This is a genomic window from Mucilaginibacter sp. P2_A4 (assembly GCF_056405015.1).
This window is the reverse complement of sequence record NZ_JBFUCX010000001.1, coordinates 247,335-267,162: the sequence shown is the minus strand read 5'-3', so window position 1 is coordinate 267,162 and position 19,828 is coordinate 247,335. Positions and strand designations below refer to the sequence as shown.

General features: G+C 41.8%; 11 protein-coding genes. 8 read left to right on the top strand and 3 right to left on the bottom strand.

The features are described 5' to 3' along the window. Positions 1–2 precede the first annotated feature (2 nt). The gene (locus AC1DYB_RS00900; RefSeq protein WP_477431631.1) at positions 3–1,112 is read right to left on the bottom strand and encodes a mandelate racemase/muconate lactonizing enzyme family protein; all 1,110 of its coding nucleotides are present in this window, start codon (positions 1,110–1,112) and stop codon (positions 3–5) included. A 343-nt stretch (positions 1,113–1,455) separates the two neighbouring features. Between AC1DYB_RS00900 and AC1DYB_RS00895 the strand changes: the two genes are divergently transcribed. The 4 genes from AC1DYB_RS00895 to AC1DYB_RS00880 all read left to right on the top strand — a co-directional run bounded on the left by AC1DYB_RS00895 (position 1,456) and on the right by AC1DYB_RS00880 (position 7,044). Beyond that, positions 1,456–2,199, top strand: a complete 744-nt coding sequence (locus AC1DYB_RS00895) for a DUF4290 domain-containing protein (RefSeq protein ID WP_477431629.1) — start codon at positions 1,456–1,458, stop codon at positions 2,197–2,199. A 425-nt stretch (positions 2,200–2,624) separates the two neighbouring features. Continuing rightward, a complete protein-coding gene (murA, locus tag AC1DYB_RS00890; RefSeq protein WP_477431627.1) occupies positions 2,625–3,932 on the top strand; it encodes a UDP-N-acetylglucosamine 1-carboxyvinyltransferase in 1,308 nt (435 codons plus the stop codon). A 134-nt stretch (positions 3,933–4,066) separates the two neighbouring features. Next, complete coding sequence (locus AC1DYB_RS00885; protein ID WP_477431625.1) at positions 4,067–5,632, top strand: ArnT family glycosyltransferase; 1,566 nt, start codon at positions 4,067–4,069, stop codon at positions 5,630–5,632. A 281-nt stretch (positions 5,633–5,913) separates the two neighbouring features. Continuing rightward, the gene (locus AC1DYB_RS00880) at positions 5,914–7,044 is read left to right on the top strand and encodes a DUF6438 domain-containing protein (protein ID WP_477431623.1); all 1,131 of its coding nucleotides are present in this window, start codon (positions 5,914–5,916) and stop codon (positions 7,042–7,044) included. A 73-nt stretch (positions 7,045–7,117) separates the two neighbouring features. On the opposite strand, the gene AC1DYB_RS00875 is transcribed toward AC1DYB_RS00880, so the two are convergent. Continuing rightward, positions 7,118–8,479: a pyridoxal-phosphate dependent enzyme gene (locus tag AC1DYB_RS00875; protein WP_295715005.1), complete on the bottom strand. Its 1,362-nt coding sequence runs from the start codon at positions 8,477–8,479 to the stop codon at positions 7,118–7,120. Positions 8,480–8,649: 170 nt separating this feature from the next. Between AC1DYB_RS00875 and AC1DYB_RS00870 the strand changes: the two genes are divergently transcribed. The 3 genes from AC1DYB_RS00870 (at position 8,650) to AC1DYB_RS00860 (ending at position 17,122) form a co-directional block, all read left to right on the top strand. Continuing rightward, a complete protein-coding gene (locus AC1DYB_RS00870) occupies positions 8,650–14,493 on the top strand; it encodes a carboxypeptidase-like regulatory domain-containing protein (protein WP_477431621.1) in 5,844 nt (1,947 codons plus the stop codon). A gap of 417 nt (positions 14,494–14,910) precedes the next feature. Further along, a complete protein-coding gene (locus AC1DYB_RS00865; protein ID WP_477431619.1) occupies positions 14,911–16,395 on the top strand; it encodes a sodium:solute symporter in 1,485 nt (494 codons plus the stop codon). 19 nt (positions 16,396–16,414) lie between these two features. Next, positions 16,415–17,122 carry an LOG family protein gene (locus AC1DYB_RS00860; protein ID WP_295715012.1) on the top strand — a complete coding sequence of 236 codons (708 nt, stop codon included), beginning with the start codon at positions 16,415–16,417 and terminating at the stop codon, positions 17,120–17,122. Between the two features lie 69 nt (positions 17,123–17,191). On the opposite strand, the gene AC1DYB_RS00855 is transcribed toward AC1DYB_RS00860, so the two are convergent. After that, positions 17,192–18,376 (bottom strand): acetyltransferase domain-containing protein, encoded by a 1,185-nt coding sequence (locus AC1DYB_RS00855; protein WP_477431617.1) that lies wholly within the window; start codon positions 18,374–18,376, stop codon positions 17,192–17,194. Between the two features lie 141 nt (positions 18,377–18,517). Here AC1DYB_RS00855 and AC1DYB_RS00850 point away from each other — a divergent pair, with 141 nt between their 5' ends. After that, the gene (locus tag AC1DYB_RS00850; protein ID WP_477431615.1) at positions 18,518–19,792 is read left to right on the top strand and encodes a TCR/Tet family MFS transporter; all 1,275 of its coding nucleotides are present in this window, start codon (positions 18,518–18,520) and stop codon (positions 19,790–19,792) included. Positions 19,793–19,828 lie beyond the last annotated feature (36 nt).

Below are 19,828 nucleotides of genomic sequence, written 5' to 3'. Positions count from 1 at the left end.
AATTAAACGCGAAAATGTTCGCAGGTTTTCAAAAACTCTTCGTCGGCATCGGCCCCAACGCCAGGGGTATCATCAATATCCAGCTTGTACCCGTCATAGGTAACGCCGCCAACACAGGGATCCTGCAGATGACCAAGCATGCAGGTATCCATATCATAAAACCGGATATTGGGGCTGGCATACACAAAATGCAAAAAGGCACTCAAAGCAATACGACTTTCCAACATACCACCCATCATACAGGCAATGCTATGGGATGCCGCTTCATCATGAATTTTCCGGGCCTCAAATAAGCCGCCCGATTTTGACATTTTTATATTGATGAAATGGCAACTCCCGCTATTGATTTGCCGGCGGGCATCATGATGGTTATATACACTTTCATCGGCCATAATTTTCACCGGCGATAGCTGCATCAACTCGGGCAGCAGATCATCATACCAGGTACGCATGGGCTGTTCACAAAACTCAATATCATAATCGCCTAAAGCTTCCAGTGCAAAAACAGCATCACCAAAACTCCAGCCCTGGTTGGCATCAATGCGAATCTTCATTTCGGGACCAACGGCATCGCGGATCTGCCTGATGCGCTCCACATCCTCAATTGCATTTTTACCAAGTTTCACTTTCAGTATATTTGCTCCCGAGGCTTTAAAATCCAAAGCCTTCAATGCCATGGTAGCAGGCCCGGCAATACCTATCGTAATATCTGATTCAACCTCGCGCCTTTTACCCGATAAAAACTGGTATAAAGGCAAACCGGCGTTTTTAGAGGCTATATCATGCAAAGCTATATCAAACGCGCTTTTAATGGTAGTATTACCAGCGGTGAAATTATGCAGTTGCTGCAGCCGGGCGGGAATATCCAGCGCATCCTGCCCTATCCATAATTTCGCAAACTCACGGCCCATTACCAGGCAGGTATCCTGCGTTTCGCCAACAATCATCGGGAAGGCCGAACACTCGCCCACACCATAGAAACCCGCGTTGGTATGTACCCTGATAAATACATTCTGCGCATGATCCATGGTGCCGGTGGCAATAGTAAAAGGCTCCATCGGAATGCTGAAACGATAAATATCTATATGGGTGATGGGTAGTTTATTTTTCATGGACAAAATATTATAAGAGGTTGTCTGAAAAATAAACAAATCGTCATTGCGAGGTACGAAGCAATCTCTAAACTGTACAGAGGGGCTCTAGAAGGTCGATCTGCCTATGTAGAGATTGCTTCGTACCTCGCAATGACGACCTGGTTTTTAAATTCAGACAGCCTCTAAGATAATACTTTAATGTTAAAGTAACATTTTCAGTCATTTATTTGCACATTGATACTATTACATTATATTTGCGTTACTACTATACAATATCAATTCAATTTTAGCCTCCTGGGCCCTCAATTATGCAGGGAAAAGACGCATGGCTAACTTAACACTTTCTTAATACTACAATTACATGGCACAAGAAAACACGCCTGCAACATTTGATTATAACTCAACCAGGAATAAACTCATCCTGTCAGAATATGGCCGCAACGTACAAAATATGGTTAAATATATTGTAGCGCTGCCCACAAAAGAAGAACGTAACCGTTACGCACAGGTTGTGATAGACCTGATGGGTTTTTTAAACCCACATTTGCGTGATGTGGCCGATTTTAAACACAAGCTTTGGGATCACTTGCATATTATATCTGATTTCCAGATAGATGTTGACGCGCCCTACCCAAAACCAACGCCGGAGGCTATCCATCTTAAACCACAACCTTTAAGATACCCTCACCAGCGTATTAAATACAAGCACTATGGTAAAACCATTGAGCTAATGATTGAAAAGGCCAAAGCTATTGAAGAGCCAGAACGCAAACGCCACATGGTGCAGGCCGTGGCAAACTTCATGAAAATGGCCTACGTTCAATGGAACAAGGATTCGGTAACCGACGAAAGTATCCTTTCGGACCTGTACGCCTTATCAGGCGGCACCTTGAAACTGGAAGAAAACATCAACCTTAACCGTGTTGAATTCCGCCCTAACAACCAGCCTCAACACAACAACAATAATAATAATCGCGGGCGTACCAACAATAACCAAAACAACAATAACAACCGCGGGCGTACCAACAATAACCAAAACAGTGGTCCACGTAACAATAACAACCAAAATAATCGTAACCGTAATCCCGGAGCTAAGAAATATTAGTTCAAGGTTTTAGTTTAACGGGTTATGAAGTAATTAGTCCACTCAAATCAATTTCCAATATAAAATAGCCCGGTTTTTCATAACGAAAAACCAGGCTATTTTTTTTGCACATGCCCAGGACTTTTTAAACCCCAAAAAAGCGGGAATTTATTGACCATTATAGACTGTTTATCGGAAACTATCGCGCATTTTGAACTGTTTTATGATCATTTAAGCATTGATTTTTAATCCAAAATGGCACTTTAAGAAGTTTTAAGCGCTAATTATCACATCGCGAAAATTCAACAGGCAAGACTTATCAACAAGCGCAGTAATGAACTGATGAACAGTCAGGAAATTTTATAATCTTTGCCGGGAATAAAACACATTTAACCGGGTTAGGTGTGCAATACATGGAATCATTGATCTATCAATTATAAACACCTATGACTAACGCATTTGTGATAAACGGCGGGAAGCCGCTAAAGGGCGAGATTACTCCACAGGGAGCAAAAAACGAGGCACTACAGGTAATTTCGGCGGTATTGCTTACCGAAGAAAAGGTTACCATCAGCAATATACCTGATATTAAGGATGTTAATAAACTTATTGAGCTCCTGGGCGATATGGGTGTTATTACCGAGAAAACAGCTCCCGATACCTATACCTTTATTGCCAAAGATATCGATCAGGATTTTTTCCAGTCGGATGCCTTTAAATCCAAAGGCGGCGGTTTGCGTGGCTCTATCATGATCGTTGGTCCACTGCTGGCCAGGTTTGGCAAGGCATCGATACCTAAGCCAGGTGGCGATAAAATAGGCCGCAGGAGGCTGGATACCCACTTTTTAGGGTTCGAGAAGCTGGGCGCACGGTTTGACTATAACCCCGAGGATGGCTTTTTTAATGTAGATGCCTCTAATTTGCAGGGAACTTATATCCTGCTGGATGAGGCTTCGGTAACCGGTACTGCAAACATTGTGATGACGGCTGTACTATCAAAAGGTATAACCACCATTTACAATGCTGCATGCGAGCCATACCTGCAACAGCTGTGCAAGATGCTTAACCGCATGGGCGCGAAAATTAGCGGAATAGGCTCAAACCTGTTAACCATTGAAGGTGTTACCAAACTTGGTGGTACCGACCATCGTTTACTGCCGGATATGATCGAGATTGGCTCTTTCATTGGCCTGGCAGCCATGACAGGATCAGAGATCACAATAAAAGATGTTAATTATAAAGAACTGGGCATGATTCCAGACGTATTTAAACGCCTGGGTATTAAGCTTGAACTGCGCGGAGATGATATCTACATCCCGGCACAGGATCATTACGAAATAGAAACCTTTATCGATGGCTCCATCATGACCATCGCCGATGCACCGTGGCCAGGCTTTACGCCCGACCTGCTGAGCATTTGCTTGGTAGTAGCGATACAGGCTAAAGGCTCGGTATTGATTCATCAAAAAATGTTCGAGAGCCGTTTGTTCTTCGTGGATAAACTATTGGATATGGGCGCGCAGATCATCCTTTGCGATCCGCACCGCGCAACCGTTATCGGGCTCGATAAGCAGGTACAGCTTCGTGGTATCTCCATGACATCGCCTGATATCCGCGCCGGGGTTTCCCTGCTAATCGCTGCCCTATCGGCACAAGGCAAATCAACCATCTACAACATAGAGCAAATTGAGCGTGGCTATCAACATATTGATACCCGTTTAAAGGCTTTGGGTGCAGATATAACCCGTATTTAAGTTAAAAGCAAAAGGCTGAAAGCATAAAGCTTTTGGCCTTTTGCTTTAGGCTTTTTGCTTTCCTAAATATTTTTTAGCTTTACCCTCCAGCATTGAGCCTTCAGCTCTATGCTTTCAGCCTTAAGCTCCTGAACATGCCCTACAAAAACCGGAAGTCGACATACGTTTATTTCATATTGATTTTTGTATTTATTAAGGTTATTTTAAACCTTTTTGCTATCGGGCATTTCGGATTTCACAGGGATGAATTTTTGCACCTCGTACTGGCCGATCATTTGGATTGGGGCTATAAAGAAGTCCCTCCTTTTATAGCTTTACTGGCCAAGTTATCCATAACGTTATTTGGTAACTCTGTATTCGCGGCCCGGATCTTCCCTACCATTTTTGGCGGTTTGATTATCTGGTTCACCGGCCGTATTGTGGTTGAGTTTGGCGGACGCAGGTTTGCCATTACGCTGGCTTGTTTGGCATTAATATTTGCACCGGCATTTGCAGCCAGCGACTACCTTTTTCAGCCTGTGGTATTTGATCAGTTCTGGTGGGTTTTAACCGTTTGGCTCTTTATCAAATACCTCAACACAACCGACGTAAGGTACCTCTACTGGCTGGGCGCTACCGTTGGCCTGGGTATGCTTACCAAGTATACCATGTTGTTTTTTACCATTGCCCTTATTGTTGGCATCCTGCTTAGTAAGCAGCGCAAACTACTGTTTAACCGGCATATATTGGGTGCAATGGGCCTGGCGATGCTCATATTTCTTCCAAACTTTATATGGCAGATAACGCATCATTTCCCGGTGATCACCCATATGAAAGCTTTACGCAAAGAGCAACTCGACTACATTACGCCCGGCAATTTCATTAAGCAGCAGCTTACCGTTAATGGTATCGCACTGTTTGTTTGGCTTACCGGTTTTGTATTCCTCATCTTCTCGTTCAGGCTGCGTAATTTCCAATTTTTGGCTATTGCTTATGTGCTCATCTTCCTATTTTTACTGCAGATGGATGGCAAAAACTATTACCTGTTTGGTGCCTATCCTATGCTTTTCGCCGCGGGCGGTTTTGGATTCGAACGTTGGTTAAAAACAAGTGGTTTAGCCTTGCGTACCTTAACCATAATTTGCTTTACCCTTCCTAATATGATCTTGTTTCCATTGGTATTACCTGTTTTACCGTTGGAGCAAACACTGGCATTTTTTAGGTTTGCCCACAGAAACCTGCCTGCCTTACAATTTGCCGTAACCTGGGAAGATCAAAAAGTGCATGCCACTACACAGGATTATGGCGACATGTTTGGTTGGGATGAAATGGCCCAAAAAGTAGGCGCCGCTTACCAGAGCCTTACGCCCGAACAACAAAAACAAACCTTCGTTTATGCCGATAATTACGGCGAGGCAGGTGCACTGCACCATTATCACAAGCAATATAATTACCCCGATGTAGCGTCCCTAAGCAGCAGTTTTACGCTTTGGGCACCCGACTCTCTAAATTGCAAGTACTTGATTTATGTAGATGACAGTGGCGGCAGAAACATACGGGAATTTGTAGCCGGCAACATGATAGGCTCCTACAAAAAGTTAGGCGAAGTTGAATACTACCTTGCCCGTGAAAAAGGCACAAGCATATACCTCCTTACCGACATCAAGTTTCCGCTGCAGGAAAGGTACCGGAAAGAGTTGATGCGGAAAAGGATGGAATAAAATCAAGTCAGTGTTCCACCGGAACGCGTGGAGCACGTGGAACGCTTCTGAACACCTTAGCACTGAACACCAACACTTTACGTTTTTATAAAAACACAGCATGAAACGTCATAACTACTGATAATCAATAGCTTAAACTTCTTCAAAAACCGATACATTTGTGCTATAAATGCCGCTTTTCAGCAATATTACCAACAGTTAATACAAATAGTAATATGCAATGCCCAAACAATAAACCATCGGCCAGTACCGTTCGAATCCTATCTTAAACCTTATGTATTATGAAACCTTTCCCAAATTGCATTTTACTTATTTGCTTGCTAATTTGCTCCTGCAAAGAGCATTTGGTGCAATCGGCAAATGAAAAAAACATACTTGGCGATTGGGTTAGAGTTAGCAATCCAGTTCCTATAAATAAAGACAGTATAATTTTAGAATTACCTGATATTAGAAGATCAGGCTTTTCCTTTTACACAGATCACACATTTGATAATAAAACAGGCTATTTAAAACGCACGGATAGCACCACTGTATACTTAGGAACCAAATCAACATATAAGATCACCTCCGATAGTTTAAAGCTTCTAAATCAAGATAGTAATAGGTGGGAAAGTTATAAACTTATTAAATTAACACCTGACACATTACAATTCAGGTTGTGGAATAGGCTTTCTACTTTCAAACATTACAACATAAAAAAGTACAGTAATATCGATTTTGACAAAATAGTTTTGTCCACTTCGGGTTGCTATGGAAGCTGTCCAATTATGAGCATAATATTAAATAATGATGGAAGTGTGGTATTTAAGGGAATGGGGCATACTGGGAAAAAAGGATCATTTATTGGAAAAATCACAAGGGAGCAATTTCAACGATTACAAAATGATTTCTTTACGACAAATTTCGATTCATTACAAAACAGTTATCGCGGTAGTTGGACTGATGACGAAACTATTAGTACTACTTTTATTAAGAATGATAAAATATATAAAACGGTTCATGATTATGGCAGACAGGCCCCCTACTTGTTCACATGGGCTTATATCCCCATACGGTATTTATACCAACATATGGCTTTAAAGGCTATCTCCCAGCCAACATTTTTTCCCCGTTTTAATGAACTTAGAGGATCCGACTTTCGATTAAATGGCAGCATTGCAGTTATGACAGAGTCTGAAACTTTTTTATTGTTTGATTATCTTCGGAATGGACAAGTATCAAACTCAGATTTCAAATCACGGTATAAACTCCATGTAGAATTTAGTGATTTTCCTTATTATGATATTGACACCGACGGTCGTTTATATAAATTCATCGTAAACGGCAAACCTATTACCATTGACATTGGCTTCAACTTTTACGATGTAAACGTCAAAAACTGGCAATGGAGAAAGATTACTGAGTACGATTAAACTAAAAAAGGTGCCATGCCACAGCACAACACCTTCTATCCTTTGTCCAAAAATCCTTTATCCTTGCTCCAGACTAAGCCGAAATAGCGTTTATAATATCATACTGAGTAATGATCTCAATTTTACCGTTTTCACTCTCCACCAATACCGCGATATTATCTCTATTGATCATAGTCGAGATCTTATCGATAGAGGTGTTTAGGTCAACAAACGGGAATGGTGCTGTAGTGATGTTTTTGATCGGCTGAGATTTGATAGATGGGTTTTCTATCAGTGAATCTAAAATATCAGTCTCCGTAATTTTACCTATCACCATACCTTTTTGGGTAACCGGAATTTGTGAGATATTGAGCGATTTGATGGTATTGATAGCTTCTAAAACCGATTTTTCGCAATCGATAGTAACTATCTCCTGCACATCTTTTTTACTGATAATATCGCGGGCCGTTAGTTTTTCGTCCTTCAGGAAACCGCGGTCGCGTAACCAGTCGTCGTTATACATTTTGCCCAGGTAGCGTGTACCATGATCCGGAAAAATGATCACTACCACATCGCCTTCTTTAAACCTGTCCTTCATTTGGATGGTACCCGCCACTGCTGATCCTGTTGAGTTACCGGCGAAGATGCCTTCCTTGCGGGCAATTTCACGGGTCATGAGGGCGGCATCTTTATCGGTCACTTTTTCAAAGTGGTCAATCAGGCTAAAATCAACGTTCTCGGGCAAAAAGTCTTCACCAATGCCTTCGGTGATGTATGGATAGATCTCATTTTTATCCATGATTCCGGTCTCTTTGTATTTTTTAAATACCGAGCCATAGGTATCGATACCCAAAACCTGGATGTTTGGATTTTTCTCTTTCAAATAACGTGCTGTACCAGATATGGTACCACCTGTGCCCACTCCTACTACCAGGTGCGTGATCTTACCTTCGGTTTGCTCCCATATCTCTGGACCGGTTTGCTCATAATGTGCCTGCGAGTTGCTCAGGTTATCGTACTGGTTGGGTTTCCATGAGTTTGGCACCTCACGCTCCAGGCGCGACGAAACCGAATAGTATGAGCGTGGATCTTCGGGCTCCACATTGGTTGGGCATACAATTACCTCTGCGCCAAAAGCACGCAGGGCATCAAACTTTTCTTTTGATTGTTTATCGGTACTTGTAAAAATACACTTGTACCCTTTTATTACCGCCGCAATGGCCAGCCCCATACCTGTATTGCCCGATGTACCTTCAATAATGGTACCGCCGGGCTTAAGCTTACCGCTTTTTTCGGCATCCTCAATCATTTTAAGGGCCATGCGGTCTTTTATGGAGTTACCCGGATTGGTTGTTTCAATCTTGGCTAAAACTGTTGCAGGTATATCTTTTGTTACCTTATTTAACTTAACCAGTGGCGTATTGCCAATGGTTTCTAATATGTTATTATACCACATAAATTTAAAATCTACTAACCCGGTGTGTTAAGCGGGATTATTTGTCAAAAATAGTTTTTATAAAGTGATATTTCTTTATGGAAAAGTAAATAGATGTGCATCTTATAAAAGTAGATGCACAAACATTATATTTAAACCAGGAGTCCCGGCCCCATAACACAACCTATAACATGTTATCACTTTATAAAAAAGCAGCCATTCTTTTATTATTGTTAATCTTTTGTTCAAGAGCTACTTTTGCTCAAAGGCCGCTAACCCTAAGTAAAGAACGCAGTTATTATACCTATATATATAAGCTCACGACGGCCGATGTGTTGAATTTCTATAAGTACTCCGATAAAAAACTGGACGAGCGTATACTTCAGCACCCTATCGATTCCCTTAAAACAGGCTCATACTGGGAAAACACTCTGCCAGCCGGTAATTATTTAAAAGTTTATGCCGAAAAAACCCGCTTAAGCTATTCCCTTATCGAGAACCATTCAGTATTTATAAAGGTGTTGCATAATGATTACGACCAGCGTTTTGTATTGCAGGATAAACAGGGCAATAACATTGTCAACGCCGCTATCCGTTTTAATGGTAAAGCCCTCAGGTTTGATGACAAAAGCAGTACCTGGCATGTTAAAAGATCAAAAAAAGCAAACATGGTACAGGCAGATTACGCGGGCGTTTCCAACTTTTTTATAGTGAAAGAAGAGCGTTACGATCTCCATGCCAATGACCAAAACTGGTTCGCAACTTTATGGGCATCTATCAAAAAAATCTTTGAAAAGGACGACAATTATAAGTACAGTCATTATCGGTATAAACAAAAACCCCAGCCTTACATCGGTTTTGTAGTATTTAACAAACCCCTTTATAAACCAAATGATACTGTAAAATTTAAGGCATTTATATTAAATGTTAAAACTAAGTCACCGGTAACTCAGAAAAAATTATTGGTTAAACTGTATGATGGCCGCCAAAGCGAAGGAAAAACCATTGGCGTAGTAAGCAGCTACCGTGATGGCGGTTTTGAATATAGTTTTCCTTTAAGTGACACCCTTACACTGGATGAAAATTATTCAATCGCACTGGTTGATCCCGATGCAAAAAAAACAGCTGTGGGTAAAGAGGGCAATTACAACATCTATAACGATCCGTCTGTATTGATATTCAGCGGTTTCAGGTACGAGGAGTATGAGTTAAAATCAACTAAGTTTGATATGCGTACCGATAAAAAGGAACACTGGCGGGGTACGCCGCTTGCCGTTTACCTGAAGGCTACTGATGAAAATGACCTGCCCGTACCCGATGGACGCGTTACACTTACACTCACCACCAGTTCGGTTAACTCCTATGCCAGTAAACGCGTTTTTGTACCTGATACCCTATGGGTGCATGATGTAACACTTGACCCGCTTGGGGAAACAAAAGTGATCATTCCCGATTCCATTTTTCCGGCAGCCAATATCTACTACAACATAGACGCTCAATTTTTGAACTCAAACAATGAGGAACGCTCCAAAAGCGAATACATCAACTTCAATAATGATAAGTTTAACATTATTACCGAGTTAGTCGGCGATACCCTAAAAGCCAATTACCAGCAGTTTGGGAAAGACATTAAAGGCCTCGCTACCATCAGTGCCTTAAATGCCGATGATGATACAATTTCAAAGATAAAAGTAACCCTCCCGGCAAAAACCCTCATTAACCCCAATGCGGCTACCTATAATATTGAAACAGATAGTACCGATACGGATATTGAATTGAAAGATTTTGAGGCCGATCTATCAGTGGCTGGCGAACGGAGTGCAGATTCCCTTTTGATAAAAGTTAACAATCCGCGTAAGCTGCATTTCTGGTATTCTGTTTTCGCTGACGATAAGTTGATAGATGAAGGTGAAGCCAACAATCTATTTTACAAAAAGCCCTATCGTGAGCAAAAAAAAGTAACATTCTGGGTTAATTACATATGGGGCGGCATAAGCAAAAATGTGCAGGCCGTAGTAGTTTACCGTAAAGATCTTCTTACAATAAATGTTAAGCAGCCCGTATCGGTTTATCCGGGGCAGCAGGTAAAAACCGATATCGTGGTTACCGATGCAACCGGCAAACCTGTTGCCAATGCAGATTTGACGGCATGGGCATTAACCCGCAAGTTTGAAAATTACAGGGCGCCGTCGCTGCCATACATGGGTAGGTACTATCGCAACCGAAAACCAGGAAAAAACTATGAAACAGATAAGGCTGAGCCTAACGGAAGCCTCAAACTAAACTGGAAACGCTGGAGCAAAGCAATGGGACTGGATAGTATCGAATACTACAAATTTACCCATCCGGCAAAAATATACAGCATTGAAGAATCGGGCATTGATACCGTTACACAGATTGCCCCATTTATAATGCAGGATGGAGATATTGAACCCGTTCACATTTTGTACATTGATGAAAAGCCTGTTTACTTTAGCCAGGCACAACAATTACAGCGTTATAGTTTTGCAGTAAAGCCTGGCAACCACACGTTAAGGTTCAGGACTGCTCATCATAGCATTAAGCTGGATAGCGTATGTGTTGAACAATCGAAAAAACTCATTCTGAGCCTTAATGCTAACGCATTTAAAAGCGACACCTTAACCGATACATTGAGCAGGTATGAAGCCGATCTCATCAACGGTTACCTCATCACGGTTATTGACAATTTTGACCAAAACATGGCCGTTATAAAGCAAAGAGTTGGTTTATTTTACCTTAACCCGGTACCTAACAGCCATAGAGAAATATTAACCGGTCCACTGGCAGATGACTACACTATTTTTGATATCAAGGGCGAAAAACAAAGGCAGTTTCTTTCCGAGCCAAATTTTACTTACCTGTTTGAGCCAAACCTCCTCAAACAAAAAAGCATAGCCACCAAATATCCTTTCAATACAAAAATATCCAATGCACCTGCCATAACCGACTATACGCAATACGTATTAACTCAAAATACTGCCGATAGCCTTTGGCAGAATTACCTTGACGTACGTAGCAATACATTCGACTTGTTTCCAAATGATCACACTACATTATTAGCAACCGGGGCACTTAAAATTGAAACGGAAACACACAAAGGCGAAAAACCCGATCTCATAAAAAACATCATCTTATACCGCTACAATGATCCTGACTATATAAAAATCTTTCGGGGTAATACTACCGAATTTGGCCAGGTAGAAAAAGGAAAATACCGGGTTATGTATCTATTGAAAGGCGATAAATATGATATTATTGAAAACATCAGCATAAAACCTCATGGCATCAATTTCTATAAAGTTCATATTACCCCTACTCATGCCCGGGATTCGGTAAGTATCAAGATTAACAATGTTATTATTGGCAGGGCGGGCCGTTATAATTATAAGGATTCCAATATAGAAAATGATGCCTTACGGATTAAAGAAGCATTTAATGACAAGTATATTCAACCAGCCAACTTTACAGAAATGATGACCGGAACGGTGTTTGAAAAAGGTGGAAAACTAACCCTCCCTGGCGTTTCTGTACGTGTAAAAGGAACATCAATCGGCACACAAACCAATGCAAGCGGTCGTTTTACCCTTAAAGTACCTAATAGCGGCAAATTGATATTTAGCTATATAGGATTCCAAACTAAAGAGATAAGTATATCGCCGGGGGCTACTATTAAGGTTACGCTTGATGCAAGCGAGGCGCATCTTAATGAGGTTGTTGTAGTGGGCTATGGCGTACAAAGAAAATCAATGGCCCTGGGATATTCAACAACTGTTATGAATGCCCTGGCTGGCTCGGTTGCCGGTATAAGTATAGTTGAAACTGCGCCCGGAGCTAATGGAACTATCTTAATCAGGGGCACAGCAACGGTACCGGGCCAAACCCCGCTTTACATTGTTGATGGAAATGTTGTTGAAAGTATTGCCGGCATAAATACAGCAGATATTGGCGATATAAGTGTTTTAAAAGCGACTGCCGCTGTTGCTTTATATGGGTCGCGCGCTGCAAATGGTGTAATCATCATCAACACTAAAAAGAAAAACGACCCGGCACCTGTCAATGGCACCACGCCCGGAGACGAGCTAACCCTCCGTAAAAACTTTGCCGACTATGCCTATTGGCAGCCCAAGTTAACTACAGATGCCCAGGGCCAGGCCAGCTTCACAACAACCTTTCCCGATGATATTACCAACTGGCGAACCTTTGTGGCGGGAATAACCAACCACCAGCAAACCGGATTAGTCGAAAGCCAGATCAAATCATTTAAAGCATTAAGCGCCAACTTTATTGCGCCACAGTTTGCCGTAGCCGGCGATGAAATGAAACTGATAGGCAAAGTGATGAACTATAACTCACAGGCTGTAAGCGTTAACCGCAACTTCACCTATAATGGTAAAGTAATTAAACAGGATGCGCTTGCCATTAAAAACTCAACAATAGACACCTTAGCGATTACTGCCGAGGCCACTGACAGCCTGGCTTTCGAGTACACTATAAAACGCGATAATGGCTACTTTGATGGCGAGCGCCGCAAGATCCCGGTGATAAAACAGGGTGTGGAGGAAACCAAAGGCATATTTGAAACATTAAATGGCGATACTACTGTGAGCCTGAAATTTGATCCGGCTATGGGACCTGTAAAGTTCAGGGCCGAAGCCTCGGTGTTGCCTACGCTGATAGAGGAATCGCGTAAACTAAGGGAGTATAAATATTTATGTAACGAACAGCTGGCCTCAAAATTAAAAGGCCTGTTAGCCGAACGCCGCATTAAAAAATTCATGGGCGAAGAATTTAAATACGGTAAAAACATATTGGAGGTAATTAAAAAACTGCAGGAAAACCGTAAAAGTAATGGTGCCTGGGGCTGGTGGAAAGATACCGACGAAGAGCTCTGGATCAGCCTGCATGCTGTTGAGGCTTTGCTGGATGCGCAAAAAGAGGGTTATCTTGTTCAGCTGGATAAGCAAAAACTTACCGATTACCTGGTGTATCAACTGGAAAGCTACCATGGCGCTGATAAATTAACCTGCCTGGAGTTATTGCATAAACTGGATGCTAAGGTGGATTATCGAAAATATATTGATATAGTTGAAAAGGAAAACAAAGCGATCAAATTAAATTACGGCTTCCAATTATTTGCCTACGATAAATTAAGGTTGATGCTGGTGAAGCAGGAAACCGGCGAGGTTGTTAAACTTGACAGCTTATGGACAAAAGAGCGCCACACCCTATTTGGCAATATCTATTGGGGCGAAAACAATTATCGCTTCTTTGATAATTCTATCCAGTTAAGCGTGATGGCCTACCACATAGTTAAAAATGACGGTAAACACCCCGAGCTGCTTCAAAAGATTCGTGGTTACTTTTTAGAACAACGCAGCCATGGCGAATGGCGCAACACCTATGAATCGGCCCTGATACTGGAAACCATACTACCCGATTTGCTGGTTACCGATAAACAGGTAAAACCATCTGCTATAACCATTAAAGGCCCAACAACGGAGACCATTAATAAATTCCCCTACTCGGCCACACTTACAGCCAACAACTTAAGTATCAGCAAAACCGGCAGCTTACCTGTTTATATTACCGGCTACCAGCAATTCTGGAACGCTAAGCCCGAAAAGGTGAACAAAGATTTTACGGTGAATACCTGGTTCGAGCGGAATGATAAACCTATAGCCCAGTTAAAGGGTGGCGAACCGGTAGTATTGCAGGCTGAAGTCACCGCAAAAGGCGATGCCGATTTTGTAATGATAGAAATACCTATCCCAGCCGGATGCTCTTACGAAAGCAAGGATCAGCCATGGAGCAACAACGAGGTTCACCGCGAATATTTTAAAGAAAAAGTGAGCATATTTTGCCGCAAGCTAAAACAAGGTACATACACTTTCAGTATCAAGCTCATCCCCCGCTATGATGGCAAGTACAACCTAAATCCGGCCAAAGCCGAGATGATGTATTTTCCGGTATTTTATGGCAGAGAGGGGATGAAAAAGGTGGTTATTGGTAAGTAGTATGATTTGCTTTGCCATTGAGTTTGGTAAGATTTTGTGGAGGTTTAACAAATGGAATGACGCAAACTAACCAAGGCTACGACTCACCCCTGACATCGCTGCGCTCGTCGTCCCCTCTCTTCTGCTGCGCAGGAAAGAGGGGCAGGACAATTTTTGTTTATTTTTCCTGTTCTCAACAGTAAAACCCCCTCTTTCCTGCGCAGCAGAAGAGAGGGTGACCCAGCGTAGCGATGGTCGGGTGAGTCGTAGCCAGCATACAGAGCCGATTGCCCGGTATACCAGTAAACACTTCATTTCAAAATCAGATTTCTCCCTCAATAATACTCCTCTCCCCTTGCGTATTTTGCATATTATAAGCACCTTTAAAAAAAACAACCCGGATTAGCCAAATTGGCTCATTCGGAATAAATAAAACATATGTCGCCCGGAGTATTACTTTCTTTTATTATTGGTTATTTTTTGGTGTTACTGGTTATATCATGGCTTACTTCGCGCAAGGCATCTGACAATGATACTTTTTTTGTGGCTAACCGCAATTCCAAATGGTATTTGGTTGCATTTGGGATGATCGGTACCGCTTTGAGTGGGGTAACTTTTATATCCGTACCAGGCAAAGTAGGCGCCCCATCCGGCGATCAGTTCTCCTATTTCCAGTTTGTGCTGGGTAATGCCGCGGGGTTTATCATCATCGCTACCGTATTACTTCCCCTTTACTACCGGCTAAAGCTTACCTCTATTTATAGCTATATCGAAGGCGCTTTAGGTACCTGGAGCTATAAAACCGCAGCGGGGATTTTTCTTATCAGCCGGGTTATCGGTTCGGCTTTCAGGCTTTACCTGGTGGTTATCGTATTGCAGAAATTCATTTTTGATAGTTACCATATCCCTTTCGCGGTAACGGTGCTTATTTGTTTGGCGCTCATTTGGTCGTACACCTTTAAAGGGGGACTAAAAACCATTATCATTACCGATAGCTTGCAAACGTTTTTCCTGGTACTATCGGTGTTTCTATCCATCTATTTTATTTGCGACAGCCTCCACATGAATATTTTTGAAGCTGCCGATGCTATCAAAAACAGCAGTTACTCTAAAATATTTTTCTTTAATGATTTCTTAAGCAGCAAGTTCCACTTCACTAAAGCATTTTTAGGCGGATTATTTATCACTGTAGGCATGACCGGTTTAGACCAGGACCTGATGCAAAAAAACCTCAGCCTTAAAAACATCAAAGAAGCGCAGAAAAACATGTTCAGCTTTACGGCGGTATTTGTGGTAATCAATATCTTCTTTTTAAGCGTGGGCGCCTTGCTTTGGTTGTATGCTAATAAATACGGCATTCATGTTGATAAAACAGATTACCTGTATCCTACCATCGCTCTGCAATACCTGGGTATTGTGCCGGCCATGGTATTTATGCTTGGCTTAACTGCAGCCACTTTTGCCACAACAGATTCGGCCTTAACCGCATTGACCACTTCTTTTTGCGTTGATTTTTTAGACTTTAACAAAAGCAATGACTTAAACAGCAAAAAGAAAGTAAGTACCCGGCATGCTGTACACATTGCCTTTTCGGGGTTGATGTTTTTAACCATTATTATATTTAATGCCATAAACAACGACGCTGTAGTGAGCGCCATCTTCCAGGTTGCATCCTATACTTACGGGCCATTGCTGGGGCTTTATTCGTTTGGCCTATTTATGAGCAACAGGCAGGTTAGGGATAAACTGGTACCCTTTATTTGCATGGCGTCACCAGCCATCTGTTATTTTTTAAATGCGGAATCAAAAACGCTGTTAGGCGGATATGTTTTCAGCAATGAGCTGATCATTGTAAACGGATTAATTACATTTGTCGGCTTATTGCTCACTTCAACATCAAAAACAAAAGTGGCAGTGTTATAGTTACTAATTCTACTGATATATGACCGGAGACGATAAAATAAGACAAGCATTCGAGAATAAAAACTGGCAGGAAATTAAGGTTACCGACTCCTGGCAAATATTTAAAATAATGGCCGAGTTTGTTGACGGGTTTGAAAAACTGGCAAAAATTGGCCCCTGCGTATCCATATTCGGATCGGCACGTACCCATAACGACAACAAGTACTACAAAATGGCCGAGGAAACAGCCCGCTTGCTTACCGAGCATGGCTATGGCGTAATCTCCGGCGGTGGCCCCGGTATTATGGAAGCGGCTAATAAAGGCGCTTACGAAAACGGAGGTAAATCGGTAGGCTTAAACATCGAATTACCTTTTGAGCAGTTCCATAACAGATATATTGACAGGGATAAGATCATGGAGTTTGATTACTTCTTTATCCGCAAGGTAATGTTCATGAAATACTCCCAGGGCTTTATTATATTGCCCGGCGGCTTTGGCACTATGGACGAATCATTTGAAGCCATTACGCTGATACAAACCGGCAAAATTGCCCGGTTCCCTATTATATTTGTGGGTGTTGATTATTGGAAAGGCTTGTTTAGCTGGGTTGAAGAAAAAATGCTGGATGATCAGCACAACATTAACCCCGATGACCTGATGCTTTACCGCGTGGTTGATACAGCCGAAGAAGCGGTTGAACACATTACACGGTTCTACAATAAATACGTATTGAAACCAAACTTTTAGAATTGCTTTAACTCCCATCATGGTTTACTATTATCGGCAAATCATGATGGAAGTTGCGTTGCTAAACTACTACAAATAGCTTAACCACCATTTTTCTTTATGGGCTTGTTTATAAGCATCATAACGTTTGCATAGCGGATACAGCCCTACCACGATAATCACCCACACCAGGTACGCAACCGGCAACGAAAACCCATAGCCTTTAAGATCAGATGTAAACCATATAGGTTTATCCAATATCCAAATCTTCCAGTTTTGACCCGGCGTAAATGCCGAGGCAACCATAGCTATCAGGTGAATAATGTAAATATGAATGATATAGTAAAACATGGGCACCCTGCCGTAAACAGAAACTACTTTTACAAGTCCATTTTGAACCTTTTCTGTAAAGGCAAGGAATAAAGAGGCTCCACCCAATGTTAATAATACATATAGTAACGAAGGTGGATACTTGTTGACTTTTATAAAGGATAGGAAAGTAAAAAAAGCATCTTTTTGCATGCTCCATTTTACCGGGTCGCCGTAAACGTTAATGTACCTGATCACAATAAATAAAACAATTGAAGAAGCGCCCAAGAGGAACAATGTCTTCTTTCTTTTCTCAACGCTATATTCCGGTGTGTACAACTGACCAAGGCAATAACCAAGGGGCATTATAGCAACCAGCGGAATAATAGGATAGCCTACCAAAAGTATTTCATTATGCCACATAAAAGGCCGCTGATCATGAAGCATCGCCCAGCCAAAAGCGGATAAGGTGTTGCCATTTACATGAAAACCATCAAACAAATTATGGCCAAATATTACTACGAGGCAACAAACGAGGATGAGTTTCTTAGGCAGATGGATCAATGCGGCAAGTACGATCATGCTTATCCCCAGCGCCCAAATAGTGATAAATAAAAGCATTGGGAAAGCTATATTAAAATTCCAGCCAAAGTTTACTACCACCAGCTCCAGGAAAACCAGCCACAGGCCACGTTTTACCAGGAAAACCGATAATTCCTTTTGGGTTTTCTTACGGCTCATTAAAAATGCAGATGTACCTGCAAGCAGCATAAATATGGGTGCGCAAAAGTGCGTTATCCAACGGGTAAAAAACAGCAGTCCGTTTGTTTTATCCAAATCGAGCGGGTCAAATAAAAACGATCCGGAATACAGATAATCCCTCACATGGTCAAGCGCCATGATAATCATAATTGTACCACGAAGAAAATCAATAGATGTTATCCTGTTTTTAATAGTTGTTATCATTTTGCTTTGTTCAGAGGTTTAGGCAGGTATTTTTACTAATTGGAGTTTACACTGCTTCTGTTAGAAATTGTATTGCAAATTGCATATTTTTTTAAGCTTTTTATTGAATAAAAAATTGAATGACAGATTTTAGACATTTCAATGAATTTTGAATGTCATGATATCCCGCTAACATTTTATGATTATTTTGCGCCTATGGATCAACCTGCCAAACTTAAACCACAGGCTGCATTAGGCTTTATTTTTGTTACCATGCTGATAGATGTTATCGGTTTCGGCATCATTATACCGGTAATGCCCGCACTGATAGAAAAACTTATACATGGGTCATTAAGCGAAGCCTCACTCTACTCGGGATTGATGCTGCTGGCATATTCTGTAATGCAATTCCTGTTTTCGCCGGTAATTGGAAACCTCAGCGATAAATATGGACGCAGGCCAATTTTGTTAACCTCGCTTTTAGGTTTTGGGATAGATTATCTTTTCCTGGCCTTTGCCCCATCTATAGGCTGGTTATTTGTGGGCCGTACCATCGCTGGTATTACCGGCGCAAGCTTTACTACAGCGTCAGCATACATTGCAGATATCAGCACGCCCGAAAAACGTGCTCAAAATTTCGGATTGATCGGCGTTGCCTTTGGGCTCGGCTTTATCATCGGCCCGGTTTTAGGTGGGATTTTAGGTAAATGGAATGTTCATTACCCATTTTTTGCAGCAGCAGGATTGGCTTTGTTAAACGCGGCCTATGGATTTTTCATACTGCCAGAGTCACTTTCGGTAGATCATCGCCGTCCGTTTGAGTGGAAAAGAGCTAACCCGCTTGGGTCATTATTACAACTCAAAAAATATCCATCGGTAATTGGACTGGCCATTTCATTGTTCCTGCTTTACTTTGCCGCGCAATCAGTACAAAGTATCTGGACATTTTTTACCATTGAAAGATTTAAATGGAGCGAGGATCTGATTGGATACTCATTAGGCTTTATCGGCCTGATGATAGCCATGGTGCAGGGCGGGCTCATCCGAATAGCCTTGCCCAAATTGGGATTAGAACGAAGCATCTGGATAGGATTGCTCTTTTACAGTTTGGGCTTAACACTATTTGCCCTGGCCAGCAAAAGCTGGATGATGTTTGTTTTTATGATACCCTATGCTCTTGGCGGTATTGCAGGCCCTGCATTACAGGGTTTAATGACCAACCAGGTGCCCGCCAATGAACAGGGCGAATTACAGGGCGGACTAACCAGCCTCATGAGTTTAAGCTCCATATTTGGCCCCTGGATAATGACCACCCTGTTTTATTATTTCACCAATTTTAAAAATCACCTTTATATACCCGGCGCGCCGTTTATTTTAGGTGCGGTATTGATGCTATTGAGTGCGGTATTGGCTATCAGGAGTTTCAAAAAGAGATGATATTTTCTTTTTAAATCAGCATATTGAACCTTTGTA

Excerpts from the sequence above, each read along its gene's own strand:
- AC1DYB_RS00900 (WP_477431631.1), bottom strand. The coding sequence starts at position 1,112 with ATGAAAAATAAACTACCCATCACCCATATAGATATTTATCGTTTCAGC.
- AC1DYB_RS00895 (WP_477431629.1), top strand. The coding sequence starts at position 1,456 with ATGGCACAAGAAAACACGCCTGCAACATTTGATTATAACTCAACCAGG.
- murA (WP_477431627.1), top strand. The coding sequence starts at position 2,625 with ATGACTAACGCATTTGTGATAAACGGCGGGAAGCCGCTAAAGGGCGAG.
- AC1DYB_RS00885 (WP_477431625.1), top strand. The coding sequence starts at position 4,067 with ATGCCCTACAAAAACCGGAAGTCGACATACGTTTATTTCATATTGATT.
- AC1DYB_RS00880 (WP_477431623.1), top strand. The coding sequence starts at position 5,914 with ATGAAACCTTTCCCAAATTGCATTTTACTTATTTGCTTGCTAATTTGC.
- AC1DYB_RS00875 (WP_295715005.1), bottom strand. The coding sequence starts at position 8,479 with ATGTGGTATAATAACATATTAGAAACCATTGGCAATACGCCACTGGTT.
- AC1DYB_RS00870 (WP_477431621.1), top strand. The coding sequence starts at position 8,650 with ATGTTATCACTTTATAAAAAAGCAGCCATTCTTTTATTATTGTTAATC.
- AC1DYB_RS00865 (WP_477431619.1), top strand. The coding sequence starts at position 14,911 with ATGTCGCCCGGAGTATTACTTTCTTTTATTATTGGTTATTTTTTGGTG.
- AC1DYB_RS00860 (WP_295715012.1), top strand. The coding sequence starts at position 16,415 with ATGACCGGAGACGATAAAATAAGACAAGCATTCGAGAATAAAAACTGG.
- AC1DYB_RS00855 (WP_477431617.1), bottom strand. The coding sequence starts at position 18,376 with ATGATAACAACTATTAAAAACAGGATAACATCTATTGATTTTCTTCGT.
- AC1DYB_RS00850 (WP_477431615.1), top strand. The coding sequence starts at position 18,518 with ATGAATTTTGAATGTCATGATATCCCGCTAACATTTTATGATTATTTT.